The 16,778-nt window shown below is 66.1% G+C and carries 13 protein-coding genes; 8 read left to right on the top strand and 5 right to left on the bottom strand.

All coding sequences use genetic code 11. The features are described from left to right. The first annotated feature begins 42 nt into the window (after positions 1-42). Positions 43-723 carry a leucyl/phenylalanyl-tRNA--protein transferase gene (aat, locus tag BM118_RS04325; protein ID WP_092182544.1) on the top strand — a complete coding sequence of 227 codons (681 nt, stop codon included), beginning with the start codon at positions 43-45 and terminating at the stop codon, positions 721-723. A gap of 9 nt (positions 724-732) precedes the next feature. Here aat and BM118_RS04330 read toward each other — a convergent pair whose 3' ends face one another. Further along, positions 733-1,770: a DUF2155 domain-containing protein gene (locus tag BM118_RS04330; protein WP_177234004.1), complete on the bottom strand. Its 1,038-nt coding sequence runs from the start codon at positions 1,768-1,770 to the stop codon at positions 733-735. A 206-nt stretch (positions 1,771-1,976) separates the two neighbouring features. Here BM118_RS04330 and BM118_RS04335 point away from each other — a divergent pair, with 206 nt between their 5' ends. Together BM118_RS04335 and BM118_RS04340 are read left to right on the top strand one after the other, a co-directional pair. Continuing rightward, the gene (locus BM118_RS04335) at positions 1,977-2,924 is read left to right on the top strand and encodes an alpha/beta hydrolase (RefSeq protein ID WP_092182549.1); all 948 of its coding nucleotides are present in this window, start codon (positions 1,977-1,979) and stop codon (positions 2,922-2,924) included. Positions 2,925-3,033: 109 nt separating this feature from the next. Beyond that, positions 3,034-4,041 carry a Na+-dependent transporter gene (locus BM118_RS04340; protein WP_092182551.1) on the top strand — a complete coding sequence of 336 codons (1,008 nt, stop codon included), beginning with the start codon at positions 3,034-3,036 and terminating at the stop codon, positions 4,039-4,041. Between the two features lie 34 nt (positions 4,042-4,075). On the opposite strand, the gene BM118_RS04345 is transcribed toward BM118_RS04340, so the two are convergent. Further along, complete coding sequence (locus BM118_RS04345; RefSeq protein WP_244550052.1) at positions 4,076-4,486, bottom strand: hypothetical protein; 411 nt, start codon at positions 4,484-4,486, stop codon at positions 4,076-4,078. A 216-nt stretch (positions 4,487-4,702) separates the two neighbouring features. Next, a complete protein-coding gene (locus BM118_RS04350; RefSeq protein WP_092184253.1) occupies positions 4,703-5,641 on the bottom strand; it encodes a GlxA family transcriptional regulator in 939 nt (312 codons plus the stop codon). Positions 5,642-5,735: 94 nt separating this feature from the next. Between BM118_RS04350 and BM118_RS04355 the strand changes: the two genes are divergently transcribed. After that, complete coding sequence (locus tag BM118_RS04355; RefSeq protein ID WP_092182555.1) at positions 5,736-6,422, top strand: DJ-1/PfpI family protein; 687 nt, start codon at positions 5,736-5,738, stop codon at positions 6,420-6,422. Positions 6,423-7,089: 667 nt separating this feature from the next. On the opposite strand, the gene BM118_RS04360 is transcribed toward BM118_RS04355, so the two are convergent. After that, on the bottom strand, positions 7,090-7,497 hold the full coding sequence (locus BM118_RS04360) for an NADH:ubiquinone oxidoreductase subunit NDUFA12 (protein WP_092182557.1): 408 nt from the start codon (positions 7,495-7,497) through the stop codon (positions 7,090-7,092). A 230-nt stretch (positions 7,498-7,727) separates the two neighbouring features. Between BM118_RS04360 and BM118_RS04365 the strand changes: the two genes are divergently transcribed. The 3 genes from BM118_RS04365 (at position 7,728) to BM118_RS04375 (ending at position 11,271) form a co-directional block, all read left to right on the top strand. Further along, on the top strand, positions 7,728-8,354 hold the full coding sequence (locus BM118_RS04365) for a BA14K family protein (RefSeq protein ID WP_092182559.1): 627 nt from the start codon (positions 7,728-7,730) through the stop codon (positions 8,352-8,354). A gap of 242 nt (positions 8,355-8,596) precedes the next feature. Next, positions 8,597-9,019 carry a response regulator gene (locus BM118_RS04370; protein WP_092182561.1) on the top strand — a complete coding sequence of 141 codons (423 nt, stop codon included), beginning with the start codon at positions 8,597-8,599 and terminating at the stop codon, positions 9,017-9,019. Continuing rightward, positions 9,016-11,271: a CHASE3 domain-containing protein gene (locus BM118_RS04375; RefSeq protein WP_092182563.1), complete on the top strand. Its 2,256-nt coding sequence runs from the start codon at positions 9,016-9,018 to the stop codon at positions 11,269-11,271. Before BM118_RS04370 ends, BM118_RS04375 begins: the two co-directional genes overlap by 4 nt. Positions 11,272-11,329: 58 nt before the next feature. Here the strand turns inward: BM118_RS04375 and BM118_RS04380 are convergent, their stop codons facing one another. Next, complete coding sequence (locus BM118_RS04380) at positions 11,330-12,226, bottom strand: DMT family transporter (protein ID WP_092182565.1); 897 nt, start codon at positions 12,224-12,226, stop codon at positions 11,330-11,332. Positions 12,227-12,989: 763 nt separating this feature from the next. Here BM118_RS04380 and BM118_RS04390 point away from each other — a divergent pair. Then, positions 12,990-16,754 carry a vitamin B12-dependent ribonucleotide reductase gene (locus BM118_RS04390; RefSeq protein WP_092182569.1) on the top strand — a complete coding sequence of 1,255 codons (3,765 nt, stop codon included), beginning with the start codon at positions 12,990-12,992 and terminating at the stop codon, positions 16,752-16,754. Positions 16,755-16,778 lie beyond the last annotated feature (24 nt).

Below are 16,778 nucleotides of genomic sequence, written 5' to 3' on the forward strand. Positions count from 1 at the left end.
GCCCCCATCGCAACCGCATTGCGATCCTGCTATTGTCGCGCCATGACTTCGCGCGACTCCGCTTCGTCTGAAATTACGCCGGCCGTGCTGCTGCGCGCCTATGCCTGCGGCATCTTTCCGATGGCCGAGAGCGCCGAAGATCCGACCCTGTTCTGGGTCGAGCCGGAATTGCGCGGCGTCATCCCGCTCGACGGATTCCGCGTGGCCTCGCGGCTCGCGCGCACCGTGCGTTCGGATGTGTTTCGCGTGACCGTCAACACCGCGTTCAAGGCCACGATTGCCGGCTGCGCCGCGCCGCAGGCCGGGCGCGAGGACACCTGGATCAACAAGCGCATCCGCGACCTCTATGGCGGCCTGTTCGAGCTCGGCCATTGCCACAGCGTCGAGGCCTGGCAGGGCGACGACCTCGTCGGCGGGCTCTACGGCGTGAGCTTAGGACGCGCCTTCTTCGGCGAGAGCATGTTTCACACCGCGCGCGATGCCTCGAAGGTCGCGCTGGTGCACCTGGTCGCGCGGCTGATCCATGGCGGTTTCGAGCTGCTCGACACGCAATATGTCACCGAGCATCTGAAGAGCTTCGGCGCGGTCGAGATTCCGCGGCGGCGCTACACCGCGCTGCTCGACAGGGCGCTGGCGGGCGAGCCCGGCGATTTCCTCGAGCTCTCGGCCGGCGAGGCGATCCCGGGCGCTCGCGCGCTCGAGATCATCGCCTCGCGGCAATAATCAGAGATCTTAGCGACCGAACCCGGGGATACCGAACAGGCCTGGCCGCTGCTCCGGCGGCGAAGGTGGCGGCGCCGGTTGCTGTTGCTGCGGAGGCGGCAATGGCTGCGGCGGCCGCTGCTGCACGGCCTGCTTGGGCGCGGCCTTCTTCTGCGCGGGCGGCGGCGGCGCAGCCGGCTTGGTCGCGGGATCCGGCGCAGCGGTCGCAATGGTCTGCTGCGGCTCTTTGCAGTCGGTCAGCCAGATGTCGTAGATCGGATGCTCGACGCCGTGCAGGCCGGGGCTTGCCGCGTACATCCAGCCCGAGAAGATCCGCTTCACTTCGCCCTGCAAGGTGATCTCGTCGACCTCGACGAAGGCGTCGGTGTTGGCGGCTTCCGTCGCCGGCCTTGTGTAGCAGGCGTCGGTCTTGACGCGCAGCGCGCCGAACTGGACGGTCTCGCCGATATCCTCGTCGAAATTGATGATGCGGCCGGTGATCTTGTCGAGGCCGGAGAAGGTCGCCTTCTTGTTCACGATCTTCTGGGCCGGCGGCTCGGTCACGACCTCGTCGCCGGGCTGGAGGCTCGCCGGCGTCTGCGGCACGGCACCGCCCGGCCCGCCCTTCTGCTGGGGCTGGCGCTGACCGGGTGCGCCCGGCTGAGGGGCGCCCGGCGGCGCGACCGCCACGGGCGGCGGCTGGTTCGGTGGCGCGGCGCTGGAGCCCGGGGGCGGCGCCAGAGGCTGGGTCTCCACTGGCCCCGGCATGGCATTGCCCTGACGCCCGGGAGGCGGTGCCATCGGACGCGACGGCAGCACACGGCCCTGCGGCGGCAGCTCGGGGACCTCCTCGTCGTCGTCAGGCACCTGCGGCTGCGGCTGTCCGCGCGGAATGCTGCCGGGCGGCCGCAGCGGCGGCGGATCGGAGAAGATCGTGCCGATCTGCGCCTGCGCGGGGGTCGCAGCCGTAAGCGCAGTGGCGGCCAGAAGCGCCGCAAGACCTGTCAGGGTAAGGGTTCGAACCATCTTCTCGCGCGGCTTCAACAGCGAATCGGGCTTGCTGGACATTCTACAGGGGATACCGCCGCTCGCAGGCCATCCGGTTAACACGCCGAATACGGCGGGGAAAGGGCGGCATCCCTGCCCTGCCCGCCGCCAGCTGGCCAGACCACCGGCCGAATGGGATAGTCGGACGCCCCTTCCCTGGGGGCCGAGGCGGTCCCGTCCCCTGAACACGCCGTCCAACGATAACCAGAAGCCCCAAGGTCGCTCCCATGCCCGTTGCGCTCGATCCCGATGCCGCCGCCGTCTACAAGGCGTTCCAGGAGGCCGGCCGCCCCGCCTACGAGACGCTGACCGCGCCGGAGGCGCGCGCCTATTACGCCCAGGCGCGCTTTGCCACCAACCCCGAGCCGCCGGAACTTGCGCGTGTCGCGCCGCTGGCGATCCCGGCACCGCACGGGGTGACTCCGGCGCGGATCTATGTGCCGACGGACCCGCGCCGGCAGAACGGCCTGTCGCCGGCGCTGGTGTTCTTCCACGGCGGCGGCTGGGTGATCGGCGATCTCGACTCCCATGACGTCGTCTGCCGCCAGCTCGCGGTCGAAGCCGCGCTGATCGTGATCTCGGTGGACTACCGCCTCGCACCCGAGCACAAATTTCCCGCCGCCACCGAGGACGCCATCGCCGCGACCAAATGGATCGCCGCGAACGCGCGCGAGCTCGGCATCGACGCCTCCCGTCTGTCGATCGGCGGCGACAGCGCCGGCGGCAATCTCACCGCGGTCGTCGCGCTCGCCGCGCGCGACGGCAATGGCCCTGCGATCGCGGGCCAGGTGTTGATCTATCCGGCGACCGATTTCGCCATGACGCACAGCTCCCACAGCGAACCCGAGACCAGCGTGCTGCTGACGCATTCGGTGATCCGCTGGTTTCGCGACCACTATCTGGGCGGCACCGCCGACATCCACGACTGGCGCGCCTCGCCGGCGCGCGCGACAAGTCTTGCCGGCCTGCCGCCGGCCTATGTGCTCACCGCCGGCGCCGATCCCCTGCGCGACGAAGGCGATGAATATGCCGCGCGCCTCAAGCAGGCCGGCGTGCCCGTCACGTACAAGCACTTTCCCGGCCAATTCCACGGCTTCTTCACCATGGGCAAGCTGTTGCCACAGGCCAATGTCGCCGTCAGCGAGATCGGCGCGTGGTTGAAGGGATTGGGGTAGTCCGTAGCCCGCATGAGCGAAGCGACATGCGGGATCGCTCTCACCTCGCAAGAACACCTGTCCCGGATGTCGCTCCGCTCATCCGGGCTACGCACCGCCTCAGACCGAGATGCCTTCCATCCTCAAGACGATCTTCGCCATTCCCCTGCGCGGGCTCACCTGGCTCGGTGACCAGGGCACGCGCGCGGTGGCAGCGATCGCCTTCATCGCGGTTGCGGTGCCGCCGCTCGGTGCGCTGCTGCGCCCCTACGTCACCGAAGCGATCTTCCTTCTGCTCTGCATCTCCTTCATGCGCGTCGACCTGGCCGCGCTGCATGGACATCTGCGCCGGCCGGCGCTGGTTGCGGCCGCCACCGCCTGGACCACGATCGGCGTGCCGCTGATCGTCGGGCTGACGGCTCACGCAACCGGGCTCAGCGATAGCTCGCCCGGCCTTGCTCTCGCGCTGATGCTCCAGGGCATGGCCTCGCCGATGATGGCCGCGCCGGCGCTCGCCGCGCTGATGGGCCTCGATGCCACGCTGGTGCTGGTCACGCTGGTGACCTCGACCGCGCTCGTCCCCTTCACCGCCTCGTTGTTCGCGAGCCTGTTTCTCGGCGGCATGCTCGGCATCTCGCCGCTCACGCTCGGCCTGAAGCTGCTCGGAATCCTCACGGCATCGCTGCTTGCCGCGACCGTCATCCGCCGCCTGTTCGGCGCCGAGGCGATCCAGCGCCACAAGCGTCCGATCGACGGCATCAACATCGTCATCCTGCTGGTGTTCGCCTCGGCGGTGATGGGCGACGTCGCAACCGACCTCCTCGCCGCCCCCCTGTTCGCGATCGGCGTCGCGCTGCTCGCCTTTGCCGTCTATTTCACACTGCTCACCGTCACGACACTGATCTTCCGCCGCGTCGGCCATGAGCGCGCCTTCGCGATCGGCCTGATGGTGTCACAGCGCAATCTCGGGCTGATGCTGGCCGCGACCGCAGGCGCGCTGCCGGCGACGACCTGGCTCTACTTCGCGCTGACGCAGTTTCCGATTCACCTGGCGCCGTACATGCTGATGCCAATCGCGCAGCGATTGACAGCGCGTGCGGATACGTCAAGCGCTACGGCTACAAGCGGCACCAGCTAGGACCGGCTGACGAACGATATCAGCAGTGACGGAATTATGAATTGTTTCTGTCCTGCGCAAAGCGCTCGACAAGCTCAGACCAGAACGGAATGTATTTGATCTGCGCGGGCCAGGGTTTGCTGTTCCAGCCCGTGAACTCCCTTTCGAAATAGTCATTTAGATTGGCACCGTAATGAATTGCGTCGATGCCATAGATGGAAAAGACGGGGTTGCCTGCCTCGTGCGGCTGCTCTGGCAAGTATCTGTGAGCAATCAACGGGATTAGTTTCGGTGCCCGGGAAACGATGTCTCGAAGCGTCTCTTCCCGGGCTCGCGCACTGGACGGCCACTTCCCCCATTCCGGCCACCACAGTCGTCCATTCTCGACAGACTCACGAAGACCTTCAAAGGGCCAGTCCAGCGCCCGTCTTATTGCTCGATCGTCCGTCCAGTCGTGTCCGTCCATCGGCCGCCTTCGCCTCAGCAGCGCAATCAAATCGGGAGGAAAGACTAGGCCAAATCGACGTTGCGCCCTGTCGAGCTCTGTTTGCGTATACCCCTTGGTCCAACGAACCGTGTCGTTGCCTGACACCTCTATTCCCCGCTTCTCTCTCGCTATCCCGATTCTAATGTGAGCCGATATTACGTTGGCACGCGCGCACCAGACTTATGAATATCCGCCCTAGCCCGCCCGCGCCGCGCGCCGCAGCGCCTGGGGCGGCTGGCCGAAGGCGCGAATGAAGGCGCGCCGCATGCGCTCGGGATCGCGGAATCCGGTCGCCTCCGCAACGAGCTCGATCGCCTCGCGCGAGGACTGCACGCGCTCGCGCGCGACCTCGATCCGCAGCCGCTCGATCGCTTTCGACGGCGTCGTGCCGGTCTCGGCGGCAAAGGCGCGGGCGAAGTGCCGCGCGCTCATGCCGGCGCGATCGGCGAGCTCCTCCACCGTGAGCGGCGCATCGAGATTTTCGCGGGCCCAGGACAACAGCGCGCCGAACCGGCCGTTCGGCGCCTTCAACTCCAGCAGTGATGAGAATTGCGACTGGCCGCCGCTGCGGCGATGGTAGAGCACGAGCTGGCGCGCGGCCGCCTGCGCGATCTCCTCGCCATGGTCCTCTGTGACCATCGCCAGCGCGAGGTCTATGCCCGCCGTGATCCCCGCCGACGTCCACACATTGCCGTCGTGGGTAAAGATCTGGTCCGGCTCGAACTTCACCTTCGGATAGCGCGCGACGAAATCGCGCGTGCGGCCCCAATGCGTGGTGGCGCGGCGACCGTCGAGCAGACCTGCTTCGGCCAGCACATAGGCGCCCGAGCAGACGCTGGCGACCCGCACGCCCCGCCGCGCCAGCCGCTGCACGAAGGCACGCGTCACCTCGCAGCGCGCGGCATCCGCCACCCCCGCGCCGCCCGCGATGACGAGCGTCGTGATGGCGTTCGCCGACTTGAAATCGCGCGCCACCATTTCGACGCCGGACGAGCTGCGCACCGGTCCCGCATTCACCGCCAGCACCCGCAGCGCGAGCGGCTTGCCGGCGCAGCGTGCTGCGACCTCGAACACCGAGATCGGGCCCGCCGCATCGAGCAACTGGAAATCCGGGAAGATCAGGATGCCGATCATGGTCATGTCCGAAATAGAGGGAATTACGCCATTTTGGACAGAAGGGCATCATGCCAATTTGCCCGCGTCAAGCCCATGATTGGAGGATCTTCCGATGTCGTCCCCGCTCCAGATCGGACTCTTGGTGTTTCCGCGCGTCACCCAGCTCGACTTCACCGGCCCCTTGCAGGTGTTCTCCGCCGTTCCCGGCGCCAGGCTGCATCTGATCTGGAAGCGGATCGAGCCGGTGCCGAGCGATTCCGTGCTGACCTTGACGCCGACCACGACATTCGCCGACTGCCCGCAGCTCGACGTGATCTGCGTGCCCGGCGGCGGCGGCACCAACGACCTGCTCAATGACGAAGAGGTGCTGGATTTCCTGCGCAGGCAGGCCGAAGGCGCCAGGTACGTCACCTCGGTCTGCACCGGGGCGCTGGCGCTCGGTGCTGCCGGCCTGTTGAAGGGCTACCGCGCGGCCACCCATTGGAGCGCGATGGAGATGCTCGGCCAGTTCGGCGCAACGCCGACCAAGACGCGCGTCTGCATCGACCGCAACCGCATCACCGGCGGCGGCGTCACTGCCGGGATCGATTTCGCGCTGACGCTGGTGTCGATCCTGGTCGACCGCACCACGGCGGAAGCGATCCAGCTCCAAATCGAATACAACCCCGCCCCGCCGTTCACGTCCGGCTCGCCCGACACCGCGCCCGCCGAGGTGCTGGCCTTGCTGAGAGAGCGCGGGGCAGCAAATCAGGCGCGCCGCCTCGAGGCGGTCAAGCGTGCGGCCGAGCGGGTGAACTAGCCTCTGCTCTCGTGCCGCTGACGCGGTGTCGCGTGCAACGCTGCGCCGCGTCCGGGGGCGAGACCGTAGTTTGGCGAAAGCTGCATCAGCACCGTCATTGCGAGCGCAGCGAAGCAATCCAGAATCTTTCCGCGGTGGCAGTCTGGATTGCTTCGCTGCGCTCGCAATGACGGAGTGTGGAGTCGCGGCCTTCGCTCCGCTCGTGTCCCGGACGCGGTGCGGCACCTAAAGCGCGTTTACGCGCGTCTTCGACGCGCTATGGTGACGCGCCGCAGAGCACCGCTGAAGAAGCGCTACACCGCGTCCGGGGCACGAGACCTCGCACAACTCCTGAACAGAAAAAGGCCGCTCGGTTTCCCAAGCGGCCTTTCCTGTCTTACGGCGGCTGCACATTTCATCGGGCGATTTCGGAACTTCCAGACCGGGGGCCTATCTCCCGATCGAGTCCTAGTCGGCAGCCGCTGCATTTCGGGACAGTCGCGAACTGTTGCCCGAACCGAACGCGATGGTCTCCCATCTCCGTAAGATGGGATCATTGAGCCGCATTGCCGGCTCGAACACAACGCCCGCGCAGCCGCCATCCCCGCTGTTCCCGTTGTCCACAGCGGGATGAGGCGGATGCGCTAGCATCCAATCCGAAGATGAAGATTCGACGGAGGCTGGAAGCCTAGCCGGGGGTCCAGGGCTGATAGTCGCCGGTCGCCTTCGGCCGCTTGCCGCTGGCGAGCGTCGAGCCCGAGGGACGGTAGGCGTTGGCCGTGCCCGTGAGATTCGGCTGGTGCGGCTTTTCCCACTCGCGGGGCTGGTAATTGATCTCGGTCGGCGGCGTATCGACGACGTGATGAATCCAGCCATGCCAAGCCGGCGGGATGCGGCTCGCTTCGGCGTAGCCGTTATAGATCACCCAGCGCCGTTCGAATCCGAGCGTCGGATCGATCGCCCCGCCGCGGGTGCGATAGTAGAGATTGCCCTGCTCGTCCTGGCCGACCAGCTCGCCGTACCGCTTGGTCCAGAGCTGGGTGCCAAACGTCTGGCCACTCCACCAGGTGAAGAACTTGAGGAAGAATTGTTTCATGCGGCAAGGGCCCTGCTTCGTCCGGTCCTGATGCCATCCGGACGGCGAAATGTCCAGTTCGGCAGGTGCGGCCTTGCCCCACGCAAATGCGCGCCCCGCCGTAAATCGGACGCGATCCGTTCATGCCGGGTACAGAGGCCCGGTGAGACGCTCCCGTCACGCGCACACCCGCGTGATCCAGGAACCTCCCCCCTTTCGAGGGGTTTGCTCCCTGGAAAAGGAGTTTGAACATGAGCAGTCTGAGACTTTTGAGCGCGGCGGCAGCATTGGCGCTGGTCCTTCCGATGGCGACACCGAGCTTCGCGCAGTTCCATGGCGGCCGTGGCGGCGGCGGTGGCCCCCATATCGGCGGCGGTGGCGGTGCTCACATTGGCGGTGGCGGCGGCGCCCGAATGGGCGGTGGCAGCTTCAGCGCCGGTCCGCGGATCAGCGGTGGCGGCGGCAATTTTGCGGCTGCCGCAGCGGTGCGTCCTAGCGGCGGTTCGCCTACCTTCAGCGGCGGTACCCGGAACTTTAGCGGGGGTACCGGCAGCGTCGCGGCCGCCGGCAGCAACTGGCAGGGCGGTAGCGGCAATTGGAACGGCGGCTGGCGTCGTCATCATCGCGGCGGGTTCTGGCCCGGCTTTGCGGCAGGTGCTGCGATCGGCGGCCTCGGCTCATACGCCTATTATGGCGGCGGGTATTACAACGATCCCTACTATTACGGCGACGACAGCTACTATGACGAGCCGTCAGTGGCGGTCGTTCCCGACAGCGGCGGCGATTCCGCGGCCTACTGCGCCCAGCGTTACAGGTCCTACGACCCGGCATCGGGCACCTATCTCGGCTATGACGGCCTGCGTCATCCCTGCCCGTAACTCCATCCGCAATGCTTGAAAGAAACGGCGTCGCAGTGATGCGGCGCCGTTTTCGCGTGCGCTCTGCTTTCACCCGTTTCGCGTGCGGCCGATTCCATCCTTGCGAGGTTACGTACAAGTCGACGCAAACGGATCTTTATTCACCGCACCGTGCATATCTACCTTGATCCAATCCAAAATTGACCCGACATACGATTCGCGGATATCACCAAGATGGGGACTTCGATCTACTGGGAAAGGTCATGCCGCGTATCCTCGTGGTAGATGACGATCCGATGGTCGGTGCGACCATCGAGGTCCTCCTCCAACGTCAGGGCTTCGACGTCACGCTGGCCGACGGCGGTGAAACGGGACTGGCTGCGCTGGAAGCGCAGACCTATGATGTGATGCTGGTCGACATCTTCATGCCGCATATGCGCGGCTTCGAATCCATCCGCATCTTTCACGAGCGCGCGCCGGCGATCCCGTTGATCGCGATGTCCGGCTACGCCTTTGCATCGTCCGCCTCGCCCTCTCCCGATTTCCTCCGCATGGCGCTGGAACTCGGGGCAACGCGTTGCCTGCGCAAGCCGTTCACGCCGGAAGCGCTGCTGACGTCGATCCGGGAATGTCTCGCCGGCGCGGGCGGGAACGCACAGCCGAAGGACAAGAAAGAAGCCCCTTGATCCCAACGCAGCGCGTCATTCTCGGTGCTGGACTTGCAATCCTCCTGATCATCACCGCCGCCTCGATCGGTCTCGACGTCAAGTCGCGGTCGGACACGGCCTGGGTCAACCATACCGTCCAGGTCCAGAAGAAGATCTCCGATCTGCGCGTTCTGATGCGCCGCGCCGAGAGCGCCGCGCGCGGCTTCGAGATCTATCGCACTCCGGCCTTCAGCGAGGAATTCCAGGCGGTGCACGCCCAGATCGCGCCGGCACTCGCCGACCTCAAGCGCGGCGTGCGCGACAGCCCCGATCAGGTCGCGCTGCTGGAGGGCACCGAGCCGCTGGCGCTGCGCCGGGTCGAGATCGCCGCCGAGGCGATGCGCCTGCGCGCCGAAAGCGACCATGCCGGCATTGCCGCGCTCCAGGGCAAGGCCGAGGGCCGCGGCCTGATGGACACGGTGATGGGCAATCTCGACCGTCTGAGCGCAGAGGAAGAACGATTGCTCGCCGCGCGCTCCCAGGATTCGCGCCGCACCGGCATCGTGCTGCTCGGCATCGATGTCGCCGGCGCGCTGGTGATCCTGCTGCTGGTCGTGATGGTGATGCGCGAGAGCCGGCGCACCGAGGGCGCGCTCAAGAGCACGCTGCTGGAGACAACGGCCGCCAATGAGCAGCTCGAGGCGGCGGTGGCCGAACGCACCGAACATCTGGTCACCGCGCATGACGAGCTCCGCCTGTCCGTCAACGTGCTCCAGAGCACCTTTCGCAGCATGGCGGAGGCGGTGCTGGTCATCGACGTCGAGAGCAACGTTCTTCTGTCCAATCCGGCCGCGGAGCGCATGCTGCTGCACCGCACCGGCATGAACCTGGGCAATCTGCGATCGCTGTCGGACGTCTTTCATGGCGACGGCGTCACGCCGATGAAGGCCGGGGAGCTGCCTTCGGTGCGCGTGCTGCGCGGCGAGGAGTTCGAAGACCTGGAGATGATCGTCCGCCCGCACAGCGGCAATCAGGTCCGCCACCTCATGATCAGCGGCCGGCCGATGCGGGACGGACAAGGCGAAATCTCGGGCGCCGTGCTGGTCTATCACGATGCGACCACTTCGCGCGAGACCGAGCGGCAATTGCAACAGTCGCAGAAGCTGGATGCGATCGGCAAGCTGACCGGCGGCGTCGCGCACGACTTCAACAACATGCTGACGGTGATCTCGGGCAATACCGAGACGCTGGTGGCGAGCCTGAAGGAGCAGCCCGGACTCCAGCGCGTGGCGCGCCTGATCGACGATGCCGCCGAGCGCTGCGCCGAGCTGATCCAGCACCTGCTCGCCTTCGCACGCAGGCAGCCGCTCCAGCCGCGCAACGTCGAGATCAACGCCGCGATATCAGACATCGCAAAGCTGCTGCGCCCCACCCTCGGCGAGCAGATCCAGATCGAGACCGTGCTGGAACAGGGGCCGATGACCTCGCACATCGATCCGTCCCGGCTCACCAATGCCGTGCTCAACATGGCGATCAACGCCCGCGACGCCATGCCGAACGGCGGCAAGCTGCTGCTGGAGACCCACCGCGTCGTGCTGGACGAAGCCTATGCGCAGGCCAATGCGGACGTGGTGCCCGGGCCTTACGTGATGCTCGCGGTCAGCGACACCGGCACCGGCATGCCGCAGGACGTCCAGGAGAAGGCGTTCGAGCCCTTCTTCACCACCAAGGAGGTCGGCAAGGGATCCGGTCTCGGCCTCTCCATGGTCTACGGCTTCGTCAAGCAGTCCGGCGGCCACATCAAGATCTACAGCGAGGAAGGCCACGGCACCACGATCAAGCTCTATCTGCCGCCGGGCGAAGGCGCGATAGAAGCGGCCGCTCCCGTCGCGCCGCAGGCCGAAGGCGGCGCCGAGACCATTTTCGTGGTCGAGGACGATCCGCTGGTGCGCAACTTCGTCACTGCGCAATTGCAGAGCCTCGGCTACCAGACGATTGCAGCCCCCGACAGCCGCGCCGCGCTGCAATTGATCGAGGCCGGCCAGGCCTTCGATCTCCTCTTCACCGACGTCGTCATCCCCGGCGGCATGAGCGGGCGCGAGCTCGCCGAGGAAGTGGCGAAACGGCGGCCGGGCCTGAAGGTGCTCTACACCTCCGGCTACACCGACAACGCCATCGTCCACCACGGCAAGCTCGACGACGGCGTGCTGCTGCTGACAAAACCCTACCGCCGCAACCAGCTCGCGGAGATGATCAGGAAGGCGCTGGGCGGGGGCGGGATGGCGGGCTAAAACGTTTTCGAGCGAAGTGGATACCGGTTCGCGTAAAGAAAACGCGTCAAACAAGAATCTAGCGCGTCGCCAGCACCACGCCCGCGAGCGTGAAGATCAGCGCGGCGATCTGGCCCGGCCCGAGCGGCTCGCCCAGCGCGACCGCCGAAGCGACGACGCCGATGACAGGCACGGCCATGGTGCCGATCGCGGCGACGGAGGCCGGCAGGCGCGCAAGAGCTGCGAACCAGCTGACATAGGCGATGCAGAACTGCCCGACGACCGAATAGACCAGGAGCAGCCAGCCGACCGGTGTCACCAGCGACAGATGCGTGGTCTCGAGCAGCAGCCCGGCGATGGCGACCGGCAGGCAGCCGGCGCCGATCTGCCAGGTCGCCGCCGTGATCGGCGGCAGGCGGATCGGATATTTCTTCGAGAGCACCGTTCCGAGCGCAAAGCCCGCGGCGCCCGCCAGCGCCATGACGATGCCGGGGAGTTTGGCTTCGCTGGCGGCAAAGCCGTTGCCGCCCATGATCGAGGCAAGGCCGGCAAAGGCCATCACCAGCGCGACGGTGCGCAGGACGGTCGGCCGCTCGCCGAGCACCGGCCAGGCGATCAGCGAGGCCCAGACCGGCATGGTGTAGGCGATCAGCGCCGCCTCGCTGGCGGGCAGCCAGAGCAGCGCGAGCCCCATCAGCACCATCCAGCCGGTGACGTTGAGCAGGCCCGCGATCAGGAGCCGCGGCCAGATCTCCCGCGCCACCTTCAGGCTGTCGCCGCGGACCAGGGCAAGGGCGGCCAGGAGAATCGCCCCGAGCACGCCGGTCACGCCGCGCAAGGTCAGCGGCGGCAGCTCGGCGAGCAGGAATTTCGTCACCGGCCAGTTGAAACCCCAGCCCACCGAGGTGATGGCAAGGAACATCAGGCCGGCCGGGGCGATGCGCGGTCGCAAGCCCGGTCGCGTCGAATCAAGCATGTGGGGTACCCGGCAGAAACGGGGTCAGCTTGGCGCGGATTCGCTGATGCCACCACCACCCCGCCGGGCATGCCTGCCCTCACCTTCCGTAAGGCTACGTGAGTCCTGCTGGCGCAACCCCATTGCCCAAAAATATACCTGCCCTGTGAAGAGCGGGGTGAAGGGTCCGCATGACCACGGGATGCAAATTTTTTCAGTTGGGAATCCCTGAGGACTCACCGATACTTGCCTCCACAACAGGCGCGGGCTTGCCCCCTGTTATCCCCCGCAATCCACCATATTTAGTATTTGATTCAGGAACTCGCACTAGTTCTTGACGGGCGCAACGGAGAGTCCTAGCTTTCGGTCCGTTCGGCGCGAGTGAGTTTGCGTCCCGCCGGCACTCCCCCAAAGGGTCCGCAAAACTGCACTCCGCCAGGCCAGACGAAGGCAGCGGGAGAAGGGCTTGTCTGCCTGCGGGTAGCGGACTTTTCGGGCGCCAGAACGGGCCGGCAACAGGCTCGGATGGCATCGGTAGAAGAAGTGACGTTGTGGGGCGTTGAACGCATGTCGCGCGCATCCCGTTGGGGCGGATGCGTGTGGACATGCCGGCGGGTGATCGATGCACGCATCGAGGAATCGCGTCGGGAGAAACTGGGCCGGATCCACCGGCTGAACTGCGAAGCCTTAAGGCCAGACGGCCCGGGAGGAATCGCGAAACGAAATGTCGACCCGGGCGCCTGAACGGAGGCGGTTCGGTCAAAGATAAGGACGGGGCAAGACCATGCGGATTGAGCGGCGCCACACCACCACGGGACAGTCACCTTACGCCGGGATCGATTTCCGGCTGACCACGTCGGAGATTCGCAATCCCGACGGCTCGGTCGTCTTCAAGCTTGATAATGTCGAGGTGCCGACCGAGTGGTCGCAGGTCGCCTCGGACGTCCTCGCCCAGAAATATTTCCGCAAGGCCGGCGTCGCCGCGCGCCTGAAGAAGGTCGAGGAGGAATCCGTCCCCTCCTTCCTGTGGCGCTCCGTGCCCGACACTGAAGCTCTCGCCGCGCTCCCCGAGAAGGAGCGCTATGTCAGCGAGCTCTCCGCCAAGCAGGTGTTCGACCGCCTCGCCGGCTGCTGGACCTATTGGGGCTGGAAGGGCGGCTATTTCACGTCAGACGAAGACGCCCAGACCTTCTATGACGAGCTCCGCTACATGCTCGCCATGCAGATGGTCGCGCCGAACTCGCCGCAATGGTTCAACACCGGCCTGCACTGGGCCTATGGCATCGACGGTCCCGGCCAGGGCCATTATTACGTCGACCCCTTCACCGGCAAGCTGACCAAGTCCAAGTCGGCCTACGAGCATCCGCAGCCGCATGCCTGCTTCATCCAGGGCGTCGGTGACGACCTCGTCAACGAGGGCGGCATCATGGACCTCTGGGTCCGCGAGGCGCGCCTGTTCAAATACGGCTCCGGCACCGGCTCCAACTTCTCGCGCCTGCGCGGCGAAGGCGAAAAGCTCTCCGGCGGCGGCCGCTCGTCCGGCCTGATGAGCTTCCTCAAGATCGGCGACCGCGCCGCCGGCGCGATCAAGTCGGGTGGCACGACGCGCCGCGCGGCCAAGATGGTCGTGGTCGACGTCGATCACCCCGACATCGAGACCTATATCGACTGGAAGGTGAAGGAGGAGCAGAAGGTCGCAGCTCTCGTCACCGGCTCCAAGATCAACCAGAAGCACCTCAAGGCGGTGCTGAAGGCCTGCGTGAACTGCGAAGGTTCGGGCGACGATTGCTTCGACCCCGAGAAGAACCCGGCGCTGCGCCGCGAGATCAAGCTCGCGCGCCGCAGCCTCGTGCCTGACAATTACATCAAGCGCGTCATCCAGTTTGCCAAGCAGGGCTACAAGGACATCCAGTTCGACGTCTACGACACCGACTGGGATTCGGAAGCCTATCTCACCGTCTCGGGCCAGAACTCCAACAACTCGGTCTCGCTGAAGGACGACTTCCTGCGCGCGGTCGAGACCGACGGCGACTGGAACCTGAACGCCCGCACCTCCAAGAAGGTGACCAAGACGCTGAAGGCGCGCGACCTCTGGGAGAAGATCGGCTACGCCGCCTGGGCGTCGGCCGACCCGGGCCTGCACTTCAACACCACCATGAACGACTGGCACACCTGCAAGGCGTCCGGCGACATCCGCGCCTCCAATCCGTGCTCGGAATACATGTTCCTGGACGACACGGCGTGCAACCTCGCCTCGGCGAACCTGCTGACGTTCTACGACGTCGCCACCAAGCATTTCGACGTCGAGGGCTACGAGCATCTCTGCCGGCTCTGGACCATCGTGCTCGAAATCTCGGTGATGATGGCGCAGTTCCCGTCGAAGGCGATCGCCGAGCTCTCCTACGAGTTCCGCACGCTTGGCCTCGGCTACGCCAATATCGGCGGCCTGCTGATGACCATGGGCCTGCCCTATGACTCTAAGGAAGGCCGTGCGCTCTGCGGCGCGCTGACCGCCGTGATGACCGGCATCACCTACAAGACCTCGGCGGAGATCGCCGCCGAGCTCGGCACCTTCCCCGGCTACAAGAAGAACGCCGCGCACATGCTGCGCGTGATCCGCAACCACCGCCGCGCCGCCCACGGCCAGTCCAACGGCTACGAGGCGCTCAGCGTCAACCCGGTGCCGCTCGACCTCGTCTCCTGCCCGCAAGCAGACCTCGTCCGCCACGCGCAGGCGGCCTGGGATGCGGCGCTCGAGCTCGGCGAGAAGCACGGCTATCGCAACGCCCAGACCACTGTCATCGCGCCCACGGGCACGATCGGCCTCGTCATGGATTGCGACACCACCGGCATCGAACCGGACTTCGCGCTGGTGAAGTTCAAGAAGCTCGCCGGCGGCGGCTACTTCAAGATCATCAACCGCGCGGTCCCCGCGGCGCTGCGCGCGCTCGGCTATCGCGAGAGCGAGATCGCGGAGATCGAGGCCTACGCCGTCGGCCACGGCTCGCTGTCCAACGCGCCGGGCATCAACGCCTCGACGCTGAAGGCCAAGGGCTTCACGGACGAAGCCATCGCCAAGGTCGAGAAGGCCCTGCCGACCGCCTTCGACATCAAGTTCGCCTTCAACAAGTGGACCTTTGGCGAAGACTTCATCCGCGACCAGCTCGGTATCGGCGCCGAGGCGATCGCAGCCCCCGGCTTCGACCTGCTCCAGGCCGTCGGCTTCACCAAGCGCGAGATCGAGGCGGCCAACGTCCACATCTGCGGTGCGATGACGGTGGAAGGTGCTCCGCACCTCAAGGCCGAGCACTATCCGGTGTTCGACTGCGCCAATCCCTGCGGCAAGATCGGCAAGCGCTATTTGTCGGTCGAGAGCCACATCCGCATGATGGCGGCGGCGCAGCCCTTCATCTCGGGCGCGATCTCCAAGACCATCAACATGCCGAACGACGCCACGGTGGAGGACTGCAAGTCCGCCTACATGCTGTCGTGGAAGCTCGCGCTGAAGGCCAACGCGCTCTATCGCGACGGCTCCAAGCTCAGCCAGCCGCTCAACTCGCAGCTCATCGCCGACGATGAGGACGAGGACGATGCGGTCGAGACGCTCTACGAGAAGCCGATGGCGGCGCGCACCGCCCAGGTCTCGGAAAAGATCGTCGAGAAGCTGGTCGAGCGCATCATCGTGATGCGCGAGCGCGAGAAGATGCCTGACCGACGCAAGGGCTACACCCAGAAGGCGGTCGTCGGCGGTCACAAGGTGTACCTGCGCACCGGCGAGTATGACGACGGCCGTCTCGGCGAGATCTTCATCGACATGCACAAGGAAGGCGCGGCGCTCCGCTCCTTCATCAACAACTTCGCCATCGCCGTGTCGCTGGGCCTGCAGTACGGCGTGCCGCTCGACGAATATGTCGACGCCTTCACCTTCACCCGCTTCGAGCCGGCGGGCCCCGTGCAGGGCAACGACAGCATCAAGTACGCGACCTCGATCCTCGACTACGTCTTCCGCGAGCTGGCGGTGAGCTACATGTCGCGCTTCGATCTCGCCCATGTCGATCCGACCGAGTCGAACTTCGACGCGCTCGGCAAGGGCGTCGAGGAAGGCAAGGAGCCGGACGAGACCCACCACGCCAACAAGCTGGTGTCGCGCGGCCTCACCCGCTCCCGCACCGACAACCTCGTCGTGATGCGCGGCGGCTCCGCCGCGGTCGCGCAAGGCAACGACAGCGCCCCGACCGGCGGCAGCAAGGTCACCGCTCTCGCCTCCCACGGCGCGAGCGCACGGGTTGGCGATGTCCTGGAAGGCGCGGTCGCGCTGAAGCAGGAAGTGAGCCACGACCTCTCTCCGACGGAGAAGCTGGAGGCTCTCCAGTGGAGCAAGTCCGGCACCGCGCAGACCCTGGTGCCCTCCAAGGCCGAGCGCCGCGCGGAAGCCAAGGCCAAGGGCTACGAAGGCGAGATGTGCAGCGAGTGCGGCAACTTCACGCTGGTGCGGAATGGCACCTGCATGAAGTGCGATACTTGCGGCAGCACGACGGGGTGTTCGTAGCGCCGTTGAGATTTGACGTTTTGT

The organism is Bradyrhizobium sp. cf659 (assembly GCF_900113725.1).
Classification (GTDB): domain Bacteria; phylum Pseudomonadota; class Alphaproteobacteria; order Rhizobiales; family Xanthobacteraceae; genus Bradyrhizobium.